The sequence below is a fragment of the Streptococcus sp. NCTC 11567 genome (assembly GCF_902141215.1).
Taxonomy (GTDB): Bacteria; Bacillota; Bacilli; order Lactobacillales; family Streptococcaceae; genus Streptococcus; species Streptococcus dysgalactiae.
Window position 1 is genome coordinate 152421 of record NZ_LR595857.1, and the last position, 20482, is coordinate 172902.

20 protein-coding genes are annotated in these 20482 nt (G+C 41.0%); 15 read left to right on the forward strand and 5 right to left on the reverse strand.

The window, feature by feature from the left end:
* Positions 1-86 precede the first annotated feature (86 nt).
* Complete coding sequence (locus tag FQT67_RS00900) at positions 87-767, reverse strand: PAS domain-containing protein (RefSeq protein WP_046177324.1); 681 nt, start codon at positions 765-767, stop codon at positions 87-89.
* 178 nt (positions 768-945) lie between these two features.
* Here FQT67_RS00900 and FQT67_RS00905 point away from each other — a divergent pair, with 178 nt between their 5' ends.
* On the forward strand, positions 946-1305 hold the full coding sequence (locus FQT67_RS00905) for a RidA family protein (protein WP_042357815.1): 360 nt from the start codon (positions 946-948) through the stop codon (positions 1303-1305).
* Positions 1306-1342: 37 nt separating this feature from the next.
* Positions 1343-2362 (forward strand): PTS fructose transporter subunit IIC, encoded by a 1020-nt coding sequence (locus FQT67_RS00910; protein ID WP_003060913.1) that lies wholly within the window; start codon positions 1343-1345, stop codon positions 2360-2362.
* Positions 2363-2663: 301 nt separating this feature from the next.
* Here the strand turns inward: FQT67_RS00910 and FQT67_RS00915 are convergent, their stop codons facing one another.
* Together FQT67_RS00915 and FQT67_RS00920 are read right to left on the reverse strand one after the other, a co-directional pair.
* Positions 2664-3926, reverse strand: coding sequence for a toxic anion resistance protein (locus tag FQT67_RS00915; RefSeq protein WP_046177323.1), 1263 nt, complete (start codon positions 3924-3926; stop codon positions 2664-2666).
* A gap of 12 nt (positions 3927-3938) precedes the next feature.
* Positions 3939-4820, reverse strand: coding sequence for a hypothetical protein (locus FQT67_RS00920; RefSeq protein WP_003055205.1), 882 nt, complete (start codon positions 4818-4820; stop codon positions 3939-3941).
* A 427-nt stretch (positions 4821-5247) separates the two neighbouring features.
* On the opposite strand from FQT67_RS00920, the gene FQT67_RS00925 reads away from it, so the two are divergent.
* Together FQT67_RS00925 and FQT67_RS00930 are read left to right on the forward strand one after the other, a co-directional pair.
* A complete protein-coding gene (locus FQT67_RS00925; protein WP_046177322.1) occupies positions 5248-6540 on the forward strand; it encodes an adenylosuccinate synthase in 1293 nt (430 codons plus the stop codon).
* Positions 6541-6865: 325 nt separating this feature from the next.
* Entirely contained in the window at positions 6866-7909 is a 1044-nt protein-coding gene (locus FQT67_RS00930) for a BMP family protein (RefSeq protein WP_046177321.1), read from the forward strand.
* A gap of 203 nt (positions 7910-8112) precedes the next feature.
* On the opposite strand, the gene FQT67_RS00935 is transcribed toward FQT67_RS00930, so the two are convergent.
* Positions 8113-8886 carry a glycyl-radical enzyme activating protein gene (locus FQT67_RS00935; RefSeq protein WP_046177320.1) on the reverse strand — a complete coding sequence of 258 codons (774 nt, stop codon included), beginning with the start codon at positions 8884-8886 and terminating at the stop codon, positions 8113-8115.
* Between the two features lie 125 nt (positions 8887-9011).
* Here FQT67_RS00935 and FQT67_RS00940 point away from each other — a divergent pair, with 125 nt between their 5' ends.
* The 9 genes from FQT67_RS00940 to FQT67_RS00980 all read left to right on the forward strand — a co-directional run bounded on the left by FQT67_RS00940 (position 9012) and on the right by FQT67_RS00980 (position 17943).
* Positions 9012-9758 carry a DeoR/GlpR family DNA-binding transcription regulator gene (locus FQT67_RS00940; RefSeq protein WP_003062567.1) on the forward strand — a complete coding sequence of 249 codons (747 nt, stop codon included), beginning with the start codon at positions 9012-9014 and terminating at the stop codon, positions 9756-9758.
* A 15-nt stretch (positions 9759-9773) separates the two neighbouring features.
* Complete coding sequence (locus tag FQT67_RS00945; protein ID WP_022554147.1) at positions 9774-10754, forward strand: sugar-binding transcriptional regulator; 981 nt, start codon at positions 9774-9776, stop codon at positions 10752-10754.
* A 278-nt stretch (positions 10755-11032) separates the two neighbouring features.
* Positions 11033-11353, forward strand: coding sequence for a PTS lactose/cellobiose transporter subunit IIA (locus FQT67_RS00950; RefSeq protein WP_003059636.1), 321 nt, complete (start codon positions 11033-11035; stop codon positions 11351-11353).
* A 27-nt stretch (positions 11354-11380) separates the two neighbouring features.
* Complete coding sequence (locus FQT67_RS00955) at positions 11381-11689, forward strand: PTS sugar transporter subunit IIB (protein ID WP_003060673.1); 309 nt, start codon at positions 11381-11383, stop codon at positions 11687-11689.
* Positions 11690-11698: 9 nt separating this feature from the next.
* Positions 11699-13003 (forward strand): PTS sugar transporter subunit IIC, encoded by a 1305-nt coding sequence (locus FQT67_RS00960; protein ID WP_046177319.1) that lies wholly within the window; start codon positions 11699-11701, stop codon positions 13001-13003.
* Positions 13004-13213: 210 nt separating this feature from the next.
* Positions 13214-15631 (forward strand): glycyl radical protein, encoded by a 2418-nt coding sequence (locus FQT67_RS00965; protein WP_015016575.1) that lies wholly within the window; start codon positions 13214-13216, stop codon positions 15629-15631.
* 14 nt (positions 15632-15645) lie between these two features.
* Positions 15646-16314 carry a fructose-6-phosphate aldolase gene (locus FQT67_RS00970; RefSeq protein ID WP_003059633.1) on the forward strand — a complete coding sequence of 223 codons (669 nt, stop codon included), beginning with the start codon at positions 15646-15648 and terminating at the stop codon, positions 16312-16314.
* A 41-nt stretch (positions 16315-16355) separates the two neighbouring features.
* Positions 16356-17444 carry a glycerol dehydrogenase gene (locus FQT67_RS00975; RefSeq protein ID WP_015016577.1) on the forward strand — a complete coding sequence of 363 codons (1089 nt, stop codon included), beginning with the start codon at positions 16356-16358 and terminating at the stop codon, positions 17442-17444.
* A gap of 199 nt (positions 17445-17643) precedes the next feature.
* Entirely contained in the window at positions 17644-17943 is a 300-nt protein-coding gene (locus FQT67_RS00980) for a hypothetical protein (RefSeq protein ID WP_014611946.1), read from the forward strand.
* A gap of 72 nt (positions 17944-18015) precedes the next feature.
* Here the strand turns inward: FQT67_RS00980 and FQT67_RS00985 are convergent, their stop codons facing one another.
* On the reverse strand, positions 18016-18525 hold the full coding sequence (locus tag FQT67_RS00985) for a phosphatidylglycerophosphatase A (RefSeq protein ID WP_003059612.1): 510 nt from the start codon (positions 18523-18525) through the stop codon (positions 18016-18018).
* Between the two features lie 173 nt (positions 18526-18698).
* Between FQT67_RS00985 and FQT67_RS00990 the strand changes: the two genes are divergently transcribed.
* Positions 18699-19250, forward strand: coding sequence for a hypothetical protein (locus FQT67_RS00990; RefSeq protein ID WP_022554151.1), 552 nt, complete (start codon positions 18699-18701; stop codon positions 19248-19250).
* 106 nt (positions 19251-19356) lie between these two features.
* Positions 19357-20382, forward strand: coding sequence for a S66 peptidase family protein (locus tag FQT67_RS00995; RefSeq protein WP_012766475.1), 1026 nt, complete (start codon positions 19357-19359; stop codon positions 20380-20382).
* Positions 20383-20482: the final 100 nt, after the last annotated feature.

Below are 20482 nucleotides of genomic sequence, written 5' to 3' on the forward strand. Positions count from 1 at the left end.
GAGTAAAAAAAACGTCAGTCATCAGTATATCAGAGATTGTGATGCTTATCTGAAATACTTTTAACTGGCGTTTTATGGTGATTTGGTTATTGATCGACTTCAATTTTTTTAAGGTAGCGGTAAACGCTTGGTTCAGAGATGCAAAGGATGTCAGCGACTTTTGAGACAGCTCCTTTTAATTGGAAAACGCCTTTTTCAGAAAGCTTGGTCACGATGTCTATTTTAACCTCTTGGCTAAGATGGACATTGTGTCTCAATAAAGAAGGATCAATAATTTCACTGATAATATCTTGAATGTTAGAGGTTAAAATCTCAACCGGTTCTTCTTGAAGGGTAACTGTTGATGTTGTTTCAGGAGCTGTAGGGATGAGTTGTCCTAAGTTAAGATTGGCGAGTTTTAACAAGTCACTAGCCACACCTTGATAAGCTGAGATATCTAAGTTGATGCACAGCATCCCCTCAAGGTTGCCCTCTTTATCTTTTATAAAGAAAGTAGATCCCCGGACCTCTTTGTGTAGAGGACTCACAATAGCTTTGTAATTAGTGACAAAATCTTTTTCCTGATAAACTTTTTGTGTGATGAGGTCAAGGGCAAATTTGGTGAGGGGAGAATTTTTAGAACGTCCACTGATGTGACTGTTCACTAGTTCTCCGATATAAATGTCGTTTTTGTCAATCACATGCAAAATAATTTCGTAGTTGTCTCCTAGGACATCGTGAAGAAATGTAATAACGGTTTTCCAGTAGTTTAGTGTTTCTTTATCCATATTAAATTTCCTGTATTTTCTTGTTTATCAATATAGTAATACATTTTAGCCTAAAAGACAATTGGCAATATTTGCAATTATTTCAATAATAATTTTTTATTAAAATGATAATTTATTATTGACCGTGAATGCGGTTTCCTGTAAAATTTAACTATATTATCAATGAGGAGGTTTGAATATGAACAGCTACCCACAACCGATGGGGCCTTATTCAACATACATGATTGAAGGAAATCTTCTCTACACTGCAGGCCAATTGCCCCTTGACCCAGTAAGTGGTCAGTTGCCGGATGGTTTTGAGGCCCAGTGTCGTCAAGTTTTTGCCAATTTACAAGCTATTTTAGCGGAGCAGAATAGGGAACTGACTCATATCTGCAAGTTAACGGTGTATTTATCAGACTTGGTTTATTTTGACACCTTAAATCAAGTTATGATGGAGTTGTTGGAAGAGCCTTATCCTATACGGACAGCGGTTCAGGTGGAGGCGCTTCCTCTACAAGCATTGGTTGAAATCGAAGCTGTGGCAAGAATAAACTAGTTACAGCACTTTATAATAAGATAGATTGGTGGAAAATATGGATATTCTTTTGGGAACAGGACTGTTGGTTCTTGTTTTAGCAATTTTTAGTTTGTTTAATTATAAGGCTCCTCACGGAGCTAAGGCGATGGGAGCTTTGGCTTCGGCAGCTTGTGCGTCTTTTTTGGTTGAAGCTTTTCAAGATTCGTTTTTTGGACAAGTTTTAGGTTTTCAATTTTTAAGTGAAGTTGGTGGTGCCAATGGAGCACTATCAGGAGTTGCAGCAGCTATTTTGGTAGCTATCGCGATTGGTGTGTCGCCAGGATATGCTGTGTTAATTGGATTGTCTGTTTCAGGAACAGGCATCATCCCAGGTTTTGTGGCAGGATACTTGGTATCCTTCCTAATCAAATGGATGGAGAAAAACATTCCTGGTGGCCTTGATCTGATTGCGATTATTATTGTTGGAGCACCTTTGACACGTTTCTTAGCACAGTTGATTACGCCTGTGATTAATGGCACTTTGTTAACCATTGGTGATATCTTAACATCAAGTGCTAATAGCAATCCGATTATTATGGGTATGATTTTAGGTGGGACTATTGTGGTTGTAGCGACAGCTCCCCTTTCATCAATGGCTTTGACAGCTATGCTTGGCTTGACTGGTATTCCGATGGCTATTGGGGCACTTTCTGTATTTGGTTCTTCTTTTATGAATGGTGTATTGTTCCACAAACTAAAATTAGGGGAACGAAAAGACAACATTGCTTTTGCTATTGAACCGTTGACTCAGGCAGATGTGACCTCTGCTAATCCAATCCCTATTTATCTTACTAACTTCGTGGGTGGTGCAGCTTGTGGCGTCTTAATCGCTTTAATGAAGTTAATCAATGATACCCCAGGAACAGCGACTCCAATTGCCGGTTTCGCCGTGATGTTTGCCTATAATTCTGTCACAAAAGTTTTGATGACAGCGGCTGGTTGTATCATTTTGAGTTTGATAGCTGGCTATATCGGAGGCTCTGTTTTCAAGAACTATCGTTTGGTGACTAAACAAGAATTGCAAGCAAGAAATTAAAAGCCGTTGTTGGTTGAGTTCGTGATAATTTACCCGTCAGTGATGGTTAAGAAAACATAACAATCTCTTAATATCCTTCGTCTATGACGATTGAAGCCCCAGCAGGTTAATCTGTTGGGGCTTTCTAAATGGCTTAGTGACAACATACGGAAATGCTTCTAAAAAGAATGAAAAAAAGTCTATTCAAGCAATGTTAGTAGAATATCTTGAATAAACTGATCTGAAATTATTGAGACGCTTGAAGCTTGTGGCAAGCTGTATTTCTAATGGATAAGTTTTCTGTAGTATTTAGGAAATAAGGCTAATCAGCGGTTTCCTTCTCCACAGTCCTTTGAGTTTCTTTGCCTTCATTTAGGAGGGCTTGGACAATTTTTTGATCACGCAATTTGACCGAATCATTAATGGTTTCAGCCGATTTGACAATGACGCTTTCTAATTGGACCCGTTCTTTTCGACCCTGATCAATCGCCGCAATGATCCCATTATTTTGTGCTACTAAACTTTCTGCCAGACTTGTCACAGATTTCATAGACAAAGTAGGCCTTTGTGCTGATTGTTCCAATGCTGGGATGGCTTCTTTACTTGTTTCTGCTAGCATCTGAAGGGCAGCATTATTAGCATTAATAATGGCATCAGCAGTCATTCCAGATTTAACCGATTGTTGCATCATGCCTAACTGAGCAATAGATAGTTTCATCGTTGGAATGGTATTGCGGCGTAACATGCCTAGTTTTTGACGCATATCCGAAGATACCTTAACTAAATTACGCATTTGAGGGGTTGTTGCCCAAGCAACATATAGACGGCTGAGGTACTCGGTGTGCTGTTGTTCTAGAGTGTTAATGACTTCAGTAGTTCTCGACAAAAGGTCTGTCTGGACTTGATATTCTGGTGTCGCACTATCCAAAGTTGCTAATTTTTGTTGTAAGGTCAGGGCACGTGTAGTAGCTTCCTTCTGACTAGCCTCGATAAAGGCGATGACACCAACCAAATTTTCAATGGATTTGGTATTGTCTTCAATTAATAGCTCTGCTGAGACAATATTGCGAGCTAAGGTGTCTTCTTGTTTGACTACAGCTGCAGCCATACCGTCCATTTTTTGCTCAATATTTTGGGAATCAAAATAAAATTCCTGCAAGGTATCCCGACTTTGTTTGAAAAGTTTCTGAATCAAATTGGGTTTCTTCTCCAAATCAGCAGGAGTAGCATCCTTGTACTTTGCAATAAAACCGTTGAGTTCACGATTGGTTGATTTTAAAAGATCATCCACTTGTGGAATCTGTAATTTTTTTTGCTCTGCCAAGATATGATTAACCGTTGCATTGACCCCTTCAACAGCAGACTGACCAAAATCAAGTAGCGCATTTTGATCTGCTAAAAAGGTATCTACCAATGCCGGGGCTTTGGCAGTAATAGCTGTCTGCTGGTCAGCACTTAGTTTCTCAAAAAAAGAAATCTGTCCAGTGGTGTTAGTTGGTAATTCGGAAATAATATCAGTGGTTTTGTCTGTTTTGACAATAGCGTTGTCAGCAATTTGGTCAATATCAAAATGAAATTCTGCCATGGGAAAACTCCTTTAGTCTTTTTCTTGAGAGGTTGTTGCACGTTTTTGAGCAGCTCCTTGCATCATGCGAAGGCTGATGTCAAAGTCTTTAAGGTCACTTTCGTTAAGCTGACGAAGGGTTTCATCAAGGTCTTCATCGAACTGTTGGATGGCTTGTCGAGCCTGTTCCAAGCGTACATCAGCATTGTAATAATTTTTAGGATTTTCCTTGATTTTTAAGTAGCCAGTCAAAATATCTTGGAAGCGTCGCATGTTAGATTCATGAAGAGCCATCAATTCTTCCTGATTGTCAGCCCCTTGAATTTTGGAGAGAATCGCTTGATGGTCAGTTTGGATATTATCGTAGTATACCTGAAGCTCTGGTGCTTTGTGGATAGGATTGGCAGTAGCTTCTTCTAAAGCTTGCGTTTTCAAACTTGTTGCGATTTGTATTTTTTCCAACTGTAGGCTAACATCGCTTTCTACAGTATTGGCTTTTTTAGTGATGCGACGATAAATAGTAGGGTCCATTTTTTCTTTTAAGGCAATGGCTTGTGCTTTTATCTCACTGAGTTGTGGTAATAATTGCTTGGCAAGAATGGTGTATTGGGCATCGTCCTTGTTCTCTAAATAGCTTTCTAGTAAGTTGACTTTGCGGTCAGCTAACTGAATATTAGCTTTTAAATCTTCTAGCTGTTTGGCAAGAGTAGCTTTTGCTAAACGCTTTTGACGTGATTTGAACCGGTAAATGCCGTAGGCAGCTCCTCCCAAGATGAGGGGAGGAAGAACGTTTTCAATAAACTCAATCAAAGGAGATCCACCCAGAAAACTGGCCATAATGACAAAAAGAATAAGAGGGCCAACCCACTTAAATGGCTTTTTTCGTTTGTCTATAACATCATACTTACTCATCATTCTATACTTCCTCTATACGCTTTTACAGTGGCTCTTTTAGCAAGAGTAACTTATCTCTATTTTACCTTAAATCACTTATTTCTTAAAGAAAAGACCTGATTTCACACCCACTATTTAGATTTTCTCATGAAGCGAGAACAAGCAATTCTATGAAGAAAAAGGAATCTTTATCTCACTAATGTTCGTTATTTCTAATTATTTTGATGATTAAAAAAACATTTTAACTTTTTTTCTGAATATTGACAGGGAAATCTGGCAGGGAAAAACATTTTTTGCTATAATAAAGTGTAAAACATATGCTTGCAGGTGAGATTCCTGCCCTATTCTCTTGGAAAATAAGGTAGCTGTATTCCTCTAAGGGATGATCGGTGAGATTGCCTTATCCAGCTTTTGAGAGAATAAGCGTTTTGGAAAGTTAGGACATGATATGACATCAGTAGTAGTCGTTGGTACCCAGTGGGGTGATGAAGGTAAAGGAAAAATCACTGACTTTTTATCTTCAGATGCAGAAGTGATTGCACGTTATCAAGGTGGTGATAATGCGGGACATACTATCGTTATTGATGGTAAGAAGTTCAAATTGCATTTAATCCCGTCAGGTATTTTCTTCCCAGAGAAAATTTCTGTGATTGGTAATGGTGTTGTGGTTAATCCCAAATCATTGGTAAAAGAGCTAGCATATCTCCATGACGAAGGAGTGACAACAGATAATCTTCGCATTTCAGACCGCGCTCATGTTATTTTGCCTTATCATATTCAGTTGGATCAGTTACAAGAAGAGGCTAAAGGCGACAATAAGATTGGAACAACCATCAAAGGGATTGGACCAGCTTATATGGACAAGGCAGCGCGTGTTGGTATCCGTATTGCAGACTTGTTAGACAAGGATATTTTTGCAGAGCGTTTACGCATTAACTTAGCGGAGAAAAATCGTCTCTTTGAAAAAATGTACGACAGCACACCGCTTGATTTTGATACTATTTTTGAAGAATACTATGCTTATGGTCAAGAAATCAAACAATATGTGACAGATACTTCTGTAATTTTAAATGATGCACTTGATGCTGGGAAACGTGTTCTTTTTGAGGGTGCACAAGGGGTTATGCTTGATATTGACCAAGGAACTTACCCATTTGTAACCTCATCTAACCCAGTTGCTGGTGGTGTCACTATTGGTTCTGGGGTTGGCCCAAGTAAAATCAACAAAGTTGTTGGTGTCTGCAAAGCCTACACTAGCCGTGTTGGTGATGGCCCATTCCCAACAGAGCTTTTTGATGAAGTGGGTGAACGTATCCGTGAAGTTGGTCATGAGTACGGTACGACAACAGGTCGTCCACGTCGTGTGGGTTGGTTTGACTCAGTTGTTATGCGCCATAGTCGTCGTGTATCAGGGATTACTAACCTTTCCCTCAATTCCATTGACGTTCTTTCAGGACTTGATACCGTTAAAATTTGTGTTGCTTACGACTTAGATGGTGAACGTATTGATCACTACCCAGCAAGTCTCGAGCAACTCAAACGTTGCAAACCTATCTACGAAGAATTGCCAGGCTGGCAAGAAGATATTACAGGTGTTCGTAGCCTTGATGAGCTTCCTGAAAATGCCCGCAACTACGTTCGTCGCGTGGGAGAATTGGTTGGCGTTCGCATTTCAACCTTCTCAGTTGGTCCAGGACGTGAACAGACTAACATTCTGGAATCTGTTTGGGCGTCTATTTAATCATTGTGAGTGAAGAGGAGTTGGACAAATTGTCCAGCTCCTTTTAGTATATTTGTATCCTGATATTGGCTTTTCGCTGTTAGCTGTTAGCTGTTTCTGTTGCTTGTGATTTTCAGCTTAAAGACAACATGGTGTTCCCTTGGTACGAGTATAGAGAATTTAATGTTCGGTTTTTGTTGTAAAATCAATATTTTTCGATAAAAATAATAGGATAAAACTGATTTTTTTGATATACTAGGTTTTCCGTTATTAAAAAAACTAAAGGACGTCAACAAAAGAAGCTTTATATTTTAGGAGATTAAACATTTAGGAGGTTCATTTTCACATGAACAAAAAGGTAATGTCGCTTGGACTTGTCTCAACAGCTCTTTTAACACTAGGAGCTTGTGGCAATCGCTCTGCCCAAAAAGAGGCTGATAATTCGTTAAAGGTTGCTATGATCACAAACCAGACTGGGATTGATGACAAATCATTCAACCAATCAGCTTGGGAAGGTTTGCAAGCCTGGGGAAAAGAGAATAAGCTTAGCAAAGGAAAAGGCTATGACTATTTCCAATCAGCAAACGAGTCAGAGTTTACAACGAACTTAGATTCAGCGGTATCAAGTGGCTATAGCCTAGTGTTTGGTATTGGTTTCCCATTGCATGATGCCGTAGAAAAAGCAGCGACAGACAATCCTGATAGCCAATTTGCTATTGTCGATGATGTCATCGAAGGTAAGAAAAATGTCGCCAGCATCACTTTTTCAGACCATGAAGCTGCTTATTTAGCAGGAGTTGCGGCAGCCAAAACCACAAAGACTAAACAAGTTGGTTTCGTTGGTGGCATGGAAGGTGTCGTGGTTAAACGCTTTGAAAAAGGTTTTGAAGCTGGGGTTAAATCTGTGGATGATACCATCAAGGTAAGAGTCTCTTATGCGGGTTCCTTTGCGGACGCGGCTAAAGGGAAAACGATTGCAGCTGCCCAATATGCTGAAGGTGCTGACGTTATTTATCAAGCAGCCGGTGGCACTGGAGCTGGTGTTTTCAATGAAGCCAAATCGCTCAATGAAAAAAGAGATGAAGCAGATAAAGTTTGGGTTATCGGTGTTGACCGCGACCAAAGTGAAGATGGCAAATACACCTCAAAAGATGGCAAATCATCTAATTTTGTTTTGACATCAAGTATTAAAGAAGTTGGTCAGGCACTTGCGAAAGTTGCTACAAAAACTGCTAAAGGCAAATTCCCAGGTGGTCAAGTGACGACATTTGGGTTACAAGAAGCTGGCGTGACGTTGACAACAGACGCTTTATCAGATGAGACGAAAGCTGCTGTTGAAGCGGCCAAAAAAGCTATCATTGAAGGGACCGTTACTGTTCCTGAAAAGTAACAGCCAGATAGCTTGTTTAGACAAAAAAGTCACTCACTTTTTAGCGAGTGGCTTTTTGAGTAAAGAAAAGCTGATAGTAATGCGTCTTTAAGGGGTATTCAAAAGCAGCGCAATAGGTTTTTACGTTGTCAGCTAGCCAGTAGAATGGGATTATTCGGTACGCTTTGAGCAATAGTGATGTCAAAAAGCTATAGGCCCTTCTCTCAGAAGTAACAATGAATATTGTGGTTGAGAAAGACAGCTTGATAGTCTTCCAAGTCCTCAGGGTGATAGGCCTTAACCTCAGCCATCTCATACTCCCTACCTAGAAGTTTGTACTTGTTTTCTCCAAATTGATGGAAAGGTAACAGTTGCACTTGGTCAATCTCAAGCTGATTAAAGAGCTCTGAGAAGGCTTTAGCATCGTCTAGGGAATCATTAAATTGGGGAATAACAGGGATGCGCAAGACGATTTCTTTTCCAGCTTGAAAGGCATAATGAATATTTTTGATAATCAAGTCATTACGAACCCCAGTCACTTTTTGGTGTCTGAGCTGATTATAATGTTTCAAATCGGTATAGATAAAGTCCACGTAGTCAATAAGGGTGACAAATTGCTCGTGTTTGGCAAAGGCGGTGGTTTCAATTGCGGTGTGAAGACCTGCTGCTTTGGCTGCTTTTAACAGGGCTAAGGCAAAGTCAAATTGGGCAAAGATTTCCCCCCCTGACAGGGTCATGCCCCCACCTGACTCTTCGTAGAAATCAAGGTCTTTAAGGACTTCTTCGATCACCTCGTCCACGGTTTTTTCCTCTCCAACTATTTTAGTATTAAGCCCATCACTTGTTAACATCTGCTCAGGTGCTTTTTGTTGGGATTCGGGATTGGCACACCATGGACATCTCAAGGGGCAACCTTTTAAAAAAACGGTTGTCCGAATACCAGGACCGTCATGAATACTAAAATGTTGAATGTTGAAAACAATACCGCGATCAGTCATAAGTGTGAATTCCTTTCGTTGTAAAACCATCATACCAGATAAACGTAAATAAATCAATTACGAATGAAAGTAAATATCCCTTTTCTTTTAAGAAAATAACTGGTACAATGAAAGGGAGGTGAATGATGAATCGATTAGAACGTATTATTCAACTGGTTTCCCAGAAGAAAAAAATAGATGTTAACAGTTTATCAGAACAATTAGACGTTTCGAAAGTAACCATTCGAAAAGACCTTGATAAGCTTGAAAGTAAGGGCTTGTTGCGACGTGAACATGGCTATGCGGTGCTAAACAGTGGCGATGACCTCAATGTACGCTTGTCCTACAATTACAACATTAAGCGACGGATTGCAGAAAAAGCAGCTGAATTGGTGCAAGACAACGATACCATTATGATTGAATCTGGCTCAACCTGTGCCCTTTTGGCAGAAGTGCTTTGCCAGAACAAACGAAATATTAAAATCATTACCAATTCGTGCTTCATTGCCAACTACATTCGTCAATATAGTAGCTGTCAAATCATTTTACTGGGCGGTTATTACCAGCCCAATTCAGAGGTGACTGTTGGTCCTTTATTGAAAGAAATGATATCCCTTTTTCATGTCAATCGTGTCTTTGTTGGAACAGACGGTTTCAACAAAGATCTTGGCTTTATGGGCAAGGACATGATGCGCTCAGAAGGGGTGCGTTACATGGCAGATGCTGCTGAGGAAGTGGTGATTTTGACCGATTCCAGCAAGTTTTCAAAAACCAGTCTGGTACACCAGTTGTCATTAGCTGATGTCAATCGCGTCATTACAGACCAGGCACTAGACAAGCAAACACAAGAGTTATTAAGTGCTAGTGGTCTTGTTCTTGATTTTGTTTCTTAGAAAATAGGTGGCTAGATGAAAGAAGAACGCAGACGGCTCCTTGCCAAGGTGGCTTACTTGCATTATGTTCAAGGCAAGAGCCAAACTGTGATTTCAAAGGAAATGAATATCTACCGAACAACGGTTTGTCGGATGTTAGCAAAAGCCAAGGAAGAAGGCATTGTTCGGATTGAAATTGCCGACTATGATGCTGATTTATTTGCTTTAGAAGAATACGTGCGAAAGCAGTACGGCTTGGAAAAACTAGACCTTGTGCCCAACCAGGTTGAAGATACCCCAATGGATACCTTGACAAATGTTGCTAAAACAGCAGCTGAGGTTTTTAGACATGTTGTTAAAGATGGCGATAAGATCGGTCTGTCCTGGGGAGCGACTCTTTCTTGCTTGATGGATGAGTTAAATCCAAAAGCGATGAAAGATGTGTTTATTTATCCTTTGGCAGGAGGACCTAGCCATATTAATGCCAAATATCATGTCAATACCCTGGTTTACCGCTTGGCTCGTATTTTTCATGGGAATAGTGCTTTTATCAATGCAATGGTGATTCAAGAAGATAAACAATTGACCAAGGGTATTATTCAATCTAAATATTTTGAGAGTATTTTGGCGAGTTGGGACCAGTTAGACCTCGCTTTAGTTGGCATTGGAGGAGAGCCCAACAGCCGTGAGGAAAGTCAGTGGCGTGACTTGTTAACCGATGCCGATTATGCACAACTCAAACAGGAAGAAGCTGTTGGAGAAGTTTGCTGCCGCTTTTTTGATCAAGCGGGTCATCCTGTTTACAAAGGTTTGCAAGATCGGACGATAGGTATTTCGCTGGAACAATTAGGTCGAGTGCGAAAGACCATTGCCGTTGCAACAGGTAAATATAAGGCTAAGGCAATATTGGCAGCCTTAAAAGCAGGTTTTATCAATTATCTAGTGACGGATAAAGAGACCATGCTAGCTGTTTTAGCGTTAGATGAAGATATTGACCTTAATAACGTTCTTCTTTAATCGAAACTCAAAGATACTATGACATTTTTAGAAGCTCGAGATCAAATGGTCAGGGCTTTTTTTGTTGTTTCGTTTATTGATAAAACAGAGATTGCTCAACTGTGCAACGAACATATTAGCACAAAAGTGCATTAATTAAAATATAGCACAAAATATATTGACCCTAGAAACAAACATGATAAAATGAAGTTATCAACAAAAAGAAAACGATTACAAACGTAATTGAATCGTTTTCGTAACAAAGCGATAGCATTTGATTAAGAGGAGAAGAGTTATTTATGGAACTGATTGTACCAGACCAAATCATTATGGGGTTAATTTTAAATGCTGGCGACGCTAAGCAGCATATTTACCAGGCCTTGAAATGTGCCAAGGCTGAAGACTATGACACGAGTGAAAAAGAAATGGCATTAGCAGATGATGCCTTGTTGGAAGCTCACAATTTACAGACCCAGTTTCTTGCCCAAGAAGCTAGTGGTAATAAGTCAGAGATTACAGCTCTTTTTATTCACTCACAGGATCACTTGATGACGACCATTACAGAAATTAATCTCATCAAAGAGATTATTGACCTTCGTAAAGAATTGGCAACCAAATAATATTTCATTCATAAAAAGGAGATTGATATGATTAAGATTGGATTGTTTTGCGCAGCAGGGTTCTCAACAGGCATGTTGGTGAATAATATGAAAGTAGCTGCTGAAAAGAAAGGCATTGACTGCCAGATTGATGCTTATTCCCAAGGAAAGTTGGCTGAGTATGCTCCATTGATTGATGTGGCACTTTTAGGTCCACAGGTTGCCTATACTCTGGATAAATCAGAAGCTATTTGTAAAGAGAATGGCATCCCGATTGCAGTTATCCCAATGGCTGATTATGGAATGTTAGACGGCAACAAGGTGCTTGATTTAGCCCTTAGTCTTGTTAAAGAATAGGAGTCAATCATGGCAAAAATGAATATGCAAAACATCATCATGCCAATCATGAAATTTGTGAATATGCGCGGTATCATCGCCTTAAAAGACGGGATGTTAGCCATTTTACCTTTGACCGTTGTGGGAAGTCTTTTCCTGATTGCTGGTCAGATTCCTTTTCAAGGGATTAATGATGCCATTGCCGGTGTGTTTGGTGCCGACTGGACAGAACCCTTTATGCAGGTTTACCATGGAACGTTTGCTATTATGGGCTTGATTTCCTGCTTTGCGATTGGTTATTCTTATGCTAAAAATTCAGGTGTTGAACCTCTCCCTTCAGGGGTTTTATCCTTATCAGCTTTCTTTATTCTATTGAGATCATCTTATGTTCCAGCAGAAGGCGAACCTATCGGTGATGCTATTAGCAAGGCTTGGTTTGGTGGTCAAGGGATTATTGGTGCTATTTTGATTGGTTTAACGGTAGGTGCTATTTATACAGCATTTATCCGTCGCCACATTGTCATCAAAATGCCAGAGCAAGTGCCACAAGCCATTGCCAAACAGTTTGAAGCTATGATTCCAGCCTTTGTGATTTTTACCTTGTCAATGCTTGTGTACATTATTGCCAAGTCAGTGACAGGTGGTGGCACCTTTATTGAAATGATTTATGATGTCATTCAGGTACCTCTGCAAGGGTTAACGGGTTCTCTTTATGGCGCACTAGGTATTGCCTTCTTTATTTCCTTTCTTTGGTGGTTTGGCGTGCATGGGCAATCTGTGGTCAATGGAATTGTCACTGCTCTTCTCTTATCAAATCTAGATGCCAATAAGGCCTTGATGGCAGCAGGTGAGTTATCCCTAGACAAGGGTGCCCATATTGTAACCCAACAATTTTTAGACTCTTTCTTGATTCTCTCAGGGTCAGGAATTACCTTTGGTTTAGTGGTAGCTATGATCTTTGCGGCTAAATCCAAACAATACAAGGCTTTGGGCAAGGTTGCAGCCTTCCCAGCCCTCTTTAATGTTAATGAACCAGTCGTCTTTGGTTTTCCAATTGTGATGAATCCAGTCATGTTCTTGCCATTTATCTTAGTTCCTGTCTTGGCAGCTCTCACAGTTTATGGCGCCATTGCTATTGGTTTCATGCAGCCCTTTGCAGGAGTGACCCTTCCGTGGTCAACACCAGCCATTATTTCAGGGTTCATGGTTGGTGGCTGGCAAGGAGCTATTGTGCAAATTCTTATACTCATCCTGTCAACGTTGGTGTACTTCCCATTCTTTAAAATCCAAGATAATATGGCTTATCAAAATGAACAAGCTAGTGAAGAGTCATGATTTAGCGTCCACACAAATTCTTGAGACCATCTCCAGTTAGAGGTGGTTTTTTAGAAAAAGGAGAGCGACTTATCAGGCCTATATTGCACAATAGTGCAAAATAAAGTGACTATCTTTTCTTATGGTTAAGGATACGCAAAAGTCTTAATATATGATAAAATAGTTACGAAAGAAACATTTATAATTTCGTAAGAAAGAAGGAGACCTCGCATGACTGAAACAAAAAGCCCTTATTTTGGACATTTAACAGACAGAATGACTCACTATCGTGAAGCTGTGTTAGACAAGAAACCTTATATTGATGCTGAGCGTGCTATTTTAGCCACTGAAGCCTATCAAAAACACCAAAATAAGCCAGCAAACCTCAAACGTGCTTACATGCTTCAAACTATTTTGGAAAACATGACCATCTATATTGAGGATGAAAGCCTCATTGCTGGTAACCAAGCCTCTTCAAACAAGGATGCACCGATTTTCCCTGAATATACTCTGGAATTTGTCCTCAACGAACTTGATCTTTTTGAAAAACGAGATGGGGATGTGTTCTACATTACCGAAGAAACCAAGCAACAGCTCCGAGATATTGCCCCATTCTGGGAAAACAATAACTTACGTGCTCGCTGCGGGGTCTTGCTACCAGAAGAAGTGCAAGTGTACATGGAAACAGGTTTCTTTGGCATGGAAGGCAAGATGAATTCGGGAGATGCCCATTTAGCGGTCAATTACCAAAAACTCTTGGAACACGGCTTGAAGGGATTTGAAGAGCGGGCACGAGCTGCCAAAGCTGCGCTTGATTTGACTATTCCTGAAAATATTGACAAATACCATTTTTACGATTCGGTTTTTATTGTCATTGATGCGGTCAAAACTTATGCTAAACGCTATGCCAAGTTGGCTAGAGAACTAGCAGAAACCGCTAGTCCAGAACGTCAAGCAGAATTGTTAGAAATCGCACGCATTTGTGACAAAGTACCTTATGAACCAGCAGCAACGTTTGCAGAAGCTGTGCAATCCGTCTGGTTCATTCAGTGTATCTTGCAAATTGAATCAAACGGGCATTCCCTATCTTATGGCCGCTTTGACCAGTACATGTATCCTTATGTCAAAGCTGATTTGGAGGCTGGCCGTGAAACAGAAGCCTCAATCGTTGAACGTTTGACCAACCTCTGGATTAAGACCCTGACCATTAACAAAGTGCGGAGCCAAGCCCACACCTTCTCATCAGCAGGTAGTCCACTTTACCAAAACGTGACTATTGGTGGTCAAACACGAGATAAAAAAGACGCGGTCAACCCACTGTCTTACCTTGTCCTAAGGAGTGTGGCTCAAACCAAATTGCCACAACCTAACTTGACTGTTCGTTACCACAAAGGCCTAGACAATACCTTTATGAACGAGTGTATCGAGGTCATGAAACTTGGTTTTGGTATGCCAGCCATGAACAACGATGAAATCATCATTCCATCTTTCATCAAAAAAGGTGTCTCAGAAGAAGACGCTTATGATTACTCAGCCATTGGCTGTGTGGAAACAGCAGTTCCAGGGAAATGGGGCTACCGTTGCACGGGGATGAGTTACATCAACTTCCCTAAAATCTTGCTGATTACCATGAATGACGGGATTGACCCAGCATCAGGGAAGCGCTTTGCCACAGGACACGGTCACTTCAAAGACATGACATCTTATGAAGAATTAAAAGCAGCATGGGATGCCACCCTGCGCGAAATTACCCGCATGAGCGTCATTGTTGAAAATGCCATTGACCTAGGTCTTGAACGTGAAGTACCAGATATTCTTTGCTCAGCCTTGACAGATGATTGTATCGGCAGAGGCAAGACCTTAAAAGAAGGCGGAGCTGTTTACGACTACATCTCAGGCCTTCAAGTCGGTATTGCCAACCTATCTGATTCCTTAGCAGCGCTGAAGAAATTAGTATTTGAAGAAGGTCGATTAACTCCAGAAGAACTCTGGCAGGCTCTTGAAAGTGACTTTGCTGGAGAACGCGGAGAAGACATCCGCCAAATGCTAATCAATGACGCGCCAAAATATGGTAACGATGATGACTACGCAGATAGTCTCGTGGTAGAAGCCTACGATACCTACATTGATGAAATTGCCAAATACCCAAATACCCGTTATGGCCGTGGCCCAATCGGAGGTATCCGCTATTCTGGGACATCATCAATCTCAGCCAATGTCGGACAAGGCAAAGGAACCTTGGCGACACCAGACGGTCGTCATGCAGGCACACCACTAGCAGAAGGTTGTTCACCAGAACACAGCATGGACAAAAAAGGCCCAACATCTGTCCTTAAATCTGTTGCTAAATTACCAACAGATGAGATTGTCGGAGGAGTACTACTCAACCAAAAAGTTAACCCACAAACCCTGGCCAAAGAAGAAGACAAACTGAAATTAATGGCCTTACTTCGTACCTTCTTTAATCGCCTACACGGTTATCATATCCAGTACAATGTCGTGTCACGCGAGACCTTGATTGATGCCCAAAACCATCCTGAAAAACACCGCGACCTCATTGTCCGTGTTGCTGGCTACTCTGCTTTCTTCAATGTCCTCTCAAAAGCAACCCAGGATGACATTATTGAACGTACGGAACACACGCTTTAGAAAGAAGAATACTTATGGAATATATGTTAGACACTCTAGACTTAGACGCTATTAAAAAATGGCATCGTATTTTGCCGCTGGCAGGTGTGACCTCAAACCCTTCTATTGCCAAAAAAGAAGGTGACATTGATTTCTTTGAACGGATTCGAGAAGTTCGTGCCATTATCGGTGATCAGGCTTCTATTCATGTTCAAGTGATTGCCCAAGATTACGAAGGCATCTTAAAAGATGCTGCTGAAATTCGTCAGCAATGTGGGGACAGTGTGTATGTAAAAGTGCCTGTAACCCCAGAAGGGCTAGCGGCCATTAAAACCTTGAAAGCTGAAGGCTATCATATTACCGCGACAGCTATTTACAGCACTTTCCAAGGGTTATTAGCCATTGAAGCTGGCGCTGATTATTTGGCTCCTTATTATAACCGTATGGAAAATCTTAATATTGATCCAGAGGCCGTGATTGGGCAATTGGCAGAAGCTATTGACCGTGAGTGTTCTGACAGTAAACTCTTAGCAGCGAGCTTTAAAAATGTGGCTCAGGTCAATAAATCCTTTGCCTTGGGAGCACAAGCCATTACTGCTGGTCCAGATGTTTTTGAAGCAGGATTTGCGATGCCCTCTATTCAAAAAGCGGTCGACGATTTTGGTAAGGATTGGGAAGCCATTCATCACCGTAAGAGTATTTAAGAAAGTTCGTCATTAGTAATCACAGATAAAGGAGTTCAACGATGAAAGTATTTGCAAGTCCATCTCGTTACATTCAAGGTAAAAATGCCTTGTTTAGCAATGCAGAAACCCTGAAACAACTAGGGGATAACCCCATTTTACTATGTGATGATGTGGTTTATGGTATTGTCGGAAAAACATTTGAAGCTTATTTGGCAGATAACGGCATGACCCCTGTTCACGTAGCCTTTAATGGGGAAGCCTCTGATAATGAAATCAACCGTGTGGTTGCCATTGCCAAAGATAATGGTAGCAATGTCATTATCGGTCTTGGTGGCGGAAAAACCATTGATAGTGCTAAAGCTATTGCGGATGTGTTGACTGTTCCAGTGATTATTGCGCCAACCATTGCCTCAACAGATGCCCCAACCTCAGCCTTATCGGTTATTTATACCGATGAAGGAGCCTTTGAAAAATACATTTTCTATTCAAAGAATCCAGATCTTGTATTGGTTGACACACAAGTAATCTGTCAGGCACCCAAACGATTATTGGCGTCTGGGATTGCAGATGGGTTAGCAACCTGGGTAGAAGCGCGTGCGGTTATGCAAAAAAATGGAGACACCATGGCAGGTGGCAATCAAACGCTGGCAGGAGTTGCCATTGCACAAGCCTGTGAACGAACCTTGTTTGCGGATGGCCTAAAAGCGATGGCTAGTTGTGACAGACAAGTCGTGACTCCAGCCTTGGAAAATGTCATTGAAGCCAATACCCTCCTTAGTGGGCTTGGTTTTGAAAGTGCGGGTCTGGCTGCTGCACACGCCATTCACAATGGCTTTACAGCGTTGACAGGTGATATTCACCATCTTACTCATGGTGAAAAAGTCGCCTATGGCACGTTGACACAACTCTTCTTGGAAAATCGTTCGCGTGAAGAAATTGACCGCTACATCGACTTTTACCAAGCCATTGGCATGCCAACAACCCTCAAAGAAATGCATTTAGACACTGCTAGTCAAGATGATTTCTTAAAAGTTGGCCGCCAAGCAACCATGGCAGGCGAAACCATCCATCAGATGCCATTTGTTATCAGCCCAGAAGATGTGGCTGCAGCTTTGGTTGCTGTTGATGCCTATGTCACTAGTCGATAAGGACGTGCTGCTTTAAAACGATTGCTAACTAGATTTTTCGAATCATCAAAAAAACCGCAAGACCAGTGAGTCCTTGCGGTTTTTACAGGTCAATCAGTCTCTTACTTTGATTGCACAAGAGCTTTTATTTTGCTACTATTTATTTATTAGATGATAAAGAATAGACATTCGGACTCTTAGATAGAAAGTGATTTATGACATGTTTAAAAGACAACAAAAGAGGGCAGAGTTTATGAGCTGTCTTCAATCATTGTATAATGAGAAAGAACTTAACTTAAGTCAATCTTTTAGGGAAAAGTTGATTTGGGCAGCTAAAGGGCTTGATTCTGGAGATAGGCTGAGTTACTTAGCTTACCAACTATATCCCTATCTTATGGAAGAAATGAAAAGAGAAGAGGCTAATCATAACCCTCAGTTCTTAAAAGCTAAAAAGTACCTCGAGAAGATCAGATGGCGATATAATGTGGGCTCTGTATGGGGTTGGCCTTTCTCTAGTTAAAGCTAGCAGTTATTTATAGGAGTTAAAAACCAGTCTAGGGATATATTCCTAGACTGGTTTTGATTATGGTGCTTACTGTTGGTTGGTAATAGCACTTTTAGCGGGGTCATTGTGGGCAATACGGCTGGCAGCTGCTGCCGCAATGGCGCTAACAATATCATCTAAAAAGGTATGGCAGGATTTGCCGTCTTTGTGGTTGAGTTTGTCAACAATCCCTGGTTTTGTCTTGTCCAGATAACCGTAATTGGTAAAGCCGATGGAACCATAGAGGTTAACAATGGATAAGGCCAAGATTTCATCAATCCCATACAGCCCTTGGTCGGTTTTTAAGATAGTAAGGAGCGGCTCAGACAGCTGGTCGGTTTCAGCCAATTTATCCAATTCAACCCCAGTGATAATGGCGTTTTGTACTTCTCGTTTTTCAAGAACCGCTTCAACACTCTCTAAACATTCTGCCATGGTCAAATTGGGGATATAATTATTTTGCAAAAAAAGCACCAGCTCTGCAATAGCTTCTAAAGAAACCCCTCGTTCAGCTAGTAATTGATAAGACACTTCTCGTAATTGATGGTCAGTTGTCATGTGAGACCTCCTTTTTCTTTATTGTAACATAAATGACCTACTAAGTAATCAAAAGGAAGGCTTGTCAGCAATTGAACTTGAGAACCACTTGTAAAACGATTATAATAGGGTTGTATAACGGTCCACAATAACTAGTTGTTTGTCCAAACTTAGGGACTAGAAAAGAGATTGATATGACAAAACGACAGCTCCGCTGGCTTCTTTTAGTGATTTTTGGGTTAATAGTGTTGGTATTCTGGTGGCATAGCAGAGCAGTCACCCCAGACAAGCCTCATCCATCAGCTCTTTCGGCTCATCAGACAATCGTTTTCCCAAAAGAAACGAACGGGTTGCCTGGTCAAGCCCAACTCAAATCAGGCCAATTAGTGGAAAAAGATGGAAAACAATATCGTACCTTGTCTGCGTCATTGCCTCAACAGTCTGGGAAGATTTATTTTTACTGTCAGGTATCAGAAATAGGAGATAAAAAGGGCATCAAAAAGCTTTTGGCGGCAGGTTATCAAGCTGGGAAGAACCATGTGTTTGATGGTCAGTTGCAGTTCTATTTACCTGAAGAGAATCGGATTCATTTCACGGTATCAGGAAGAGTTTTCAGCCAAACCAAGCTTAAGAAGGTAACAGCTCAGTCAAAACCAACTGATGAAGTAGGGGGTTACGAGATTCAAGTTGTCGCTAAAAATGCTTTAATAGATTCCTTGCTAGACCATCAAGATTTGGTCTATTAGTTGGGTAACTGCTAACACCACTTGTGAGAAATTTTGGTTGCTCATCTTCAGTAAAGGGCTTTTGTGTTATAATGAAGCAATCTATTGTGAACAAGGAGGGCTTGTAATGATTCAAAAAGTTGGTATTGTCAGTTTATCAAGTGGCATTTTAGGCGAGGAAATGGTCAAACATGAGTTAGACTTGGGCGTCAAACGGTTGAAAGCCTTAGGACTCGATCCTGTCTTTTTGCCAAATGCTTTAAAAGGTCTAGAGTATGTGAAAGACCATCCAGAAGCTAGGGCTGCTGATCTTCTTGAAGCTTTTGCAGACTCATCTATTGACATGATTTTATGTGCTATCGGCGGGGATGACACCCATCGTCTGTTGCCTTACCTTTTTAGTGATAGACAACTCGAAAAGGTTGCTCGGCAGAAGATCTTTCTTGGCTTTTCAGACACCACCATGAACCATCTCATGCTTCACAAGTTAGGACTTAAAACCTTTTACGGTCAATCTTTCCTGGCAGATATTTGTGAACTGGAAGAGGAGATGTTGCCCTATTCCTTAGCCTATTTTAAGGAATTAATCGAGACAGGCAGTATTGCAGCTATTAGACCAAGTGACGTGTGGTACGACGAGCGGACAGATTTTAGCCAAGCAGCCTTGGGGACTAAACGAGTGGTCCACTCCAATCAAGGATTTAAATTATTGCGAGGTCCAGCTCAATTTAGCGGAGAGATTTTAGGGGGCTGTTTAGAATCCCTTTATCAGCTATTTGATGGGTCACGGTATGCAGACAGTGTGACCCTGTGCCAGCAATATGCGTTATTCCCTTCTCTGGCGGACTGGGAGGGCAAAATTCTCTTACTTGAAACAAGTGAAGAAAAGCCAAGCCCAGAGCTTTATCGTCTTATGCTCGAAACCTTGAAAGAAACCGGCATTTTTGATGTCATTTCAGGTGTTCTGGTCGGTAAGCCTATGGACGAAACCTACGATGACGATTATCAAAACATTCTTTTAGAGGTCATCGATACCGATATTCCTATTTTGGCTAACCTTTCTATTGGGCATGCTACTCCAAGAGCTATTGTGCCATTTGGAGTGAAGGCTTTTGTGGATGCAGACCAGCAGGAGATTTACTTTGATAACTAGCTTATAGGAATATGGCGACATGACGAATGCCGAGGTTAGTATGAGAAGGCAAATTAACCACTCTTAGAGCTATTAAAAATCCCTAACTTGTTTTAACAGG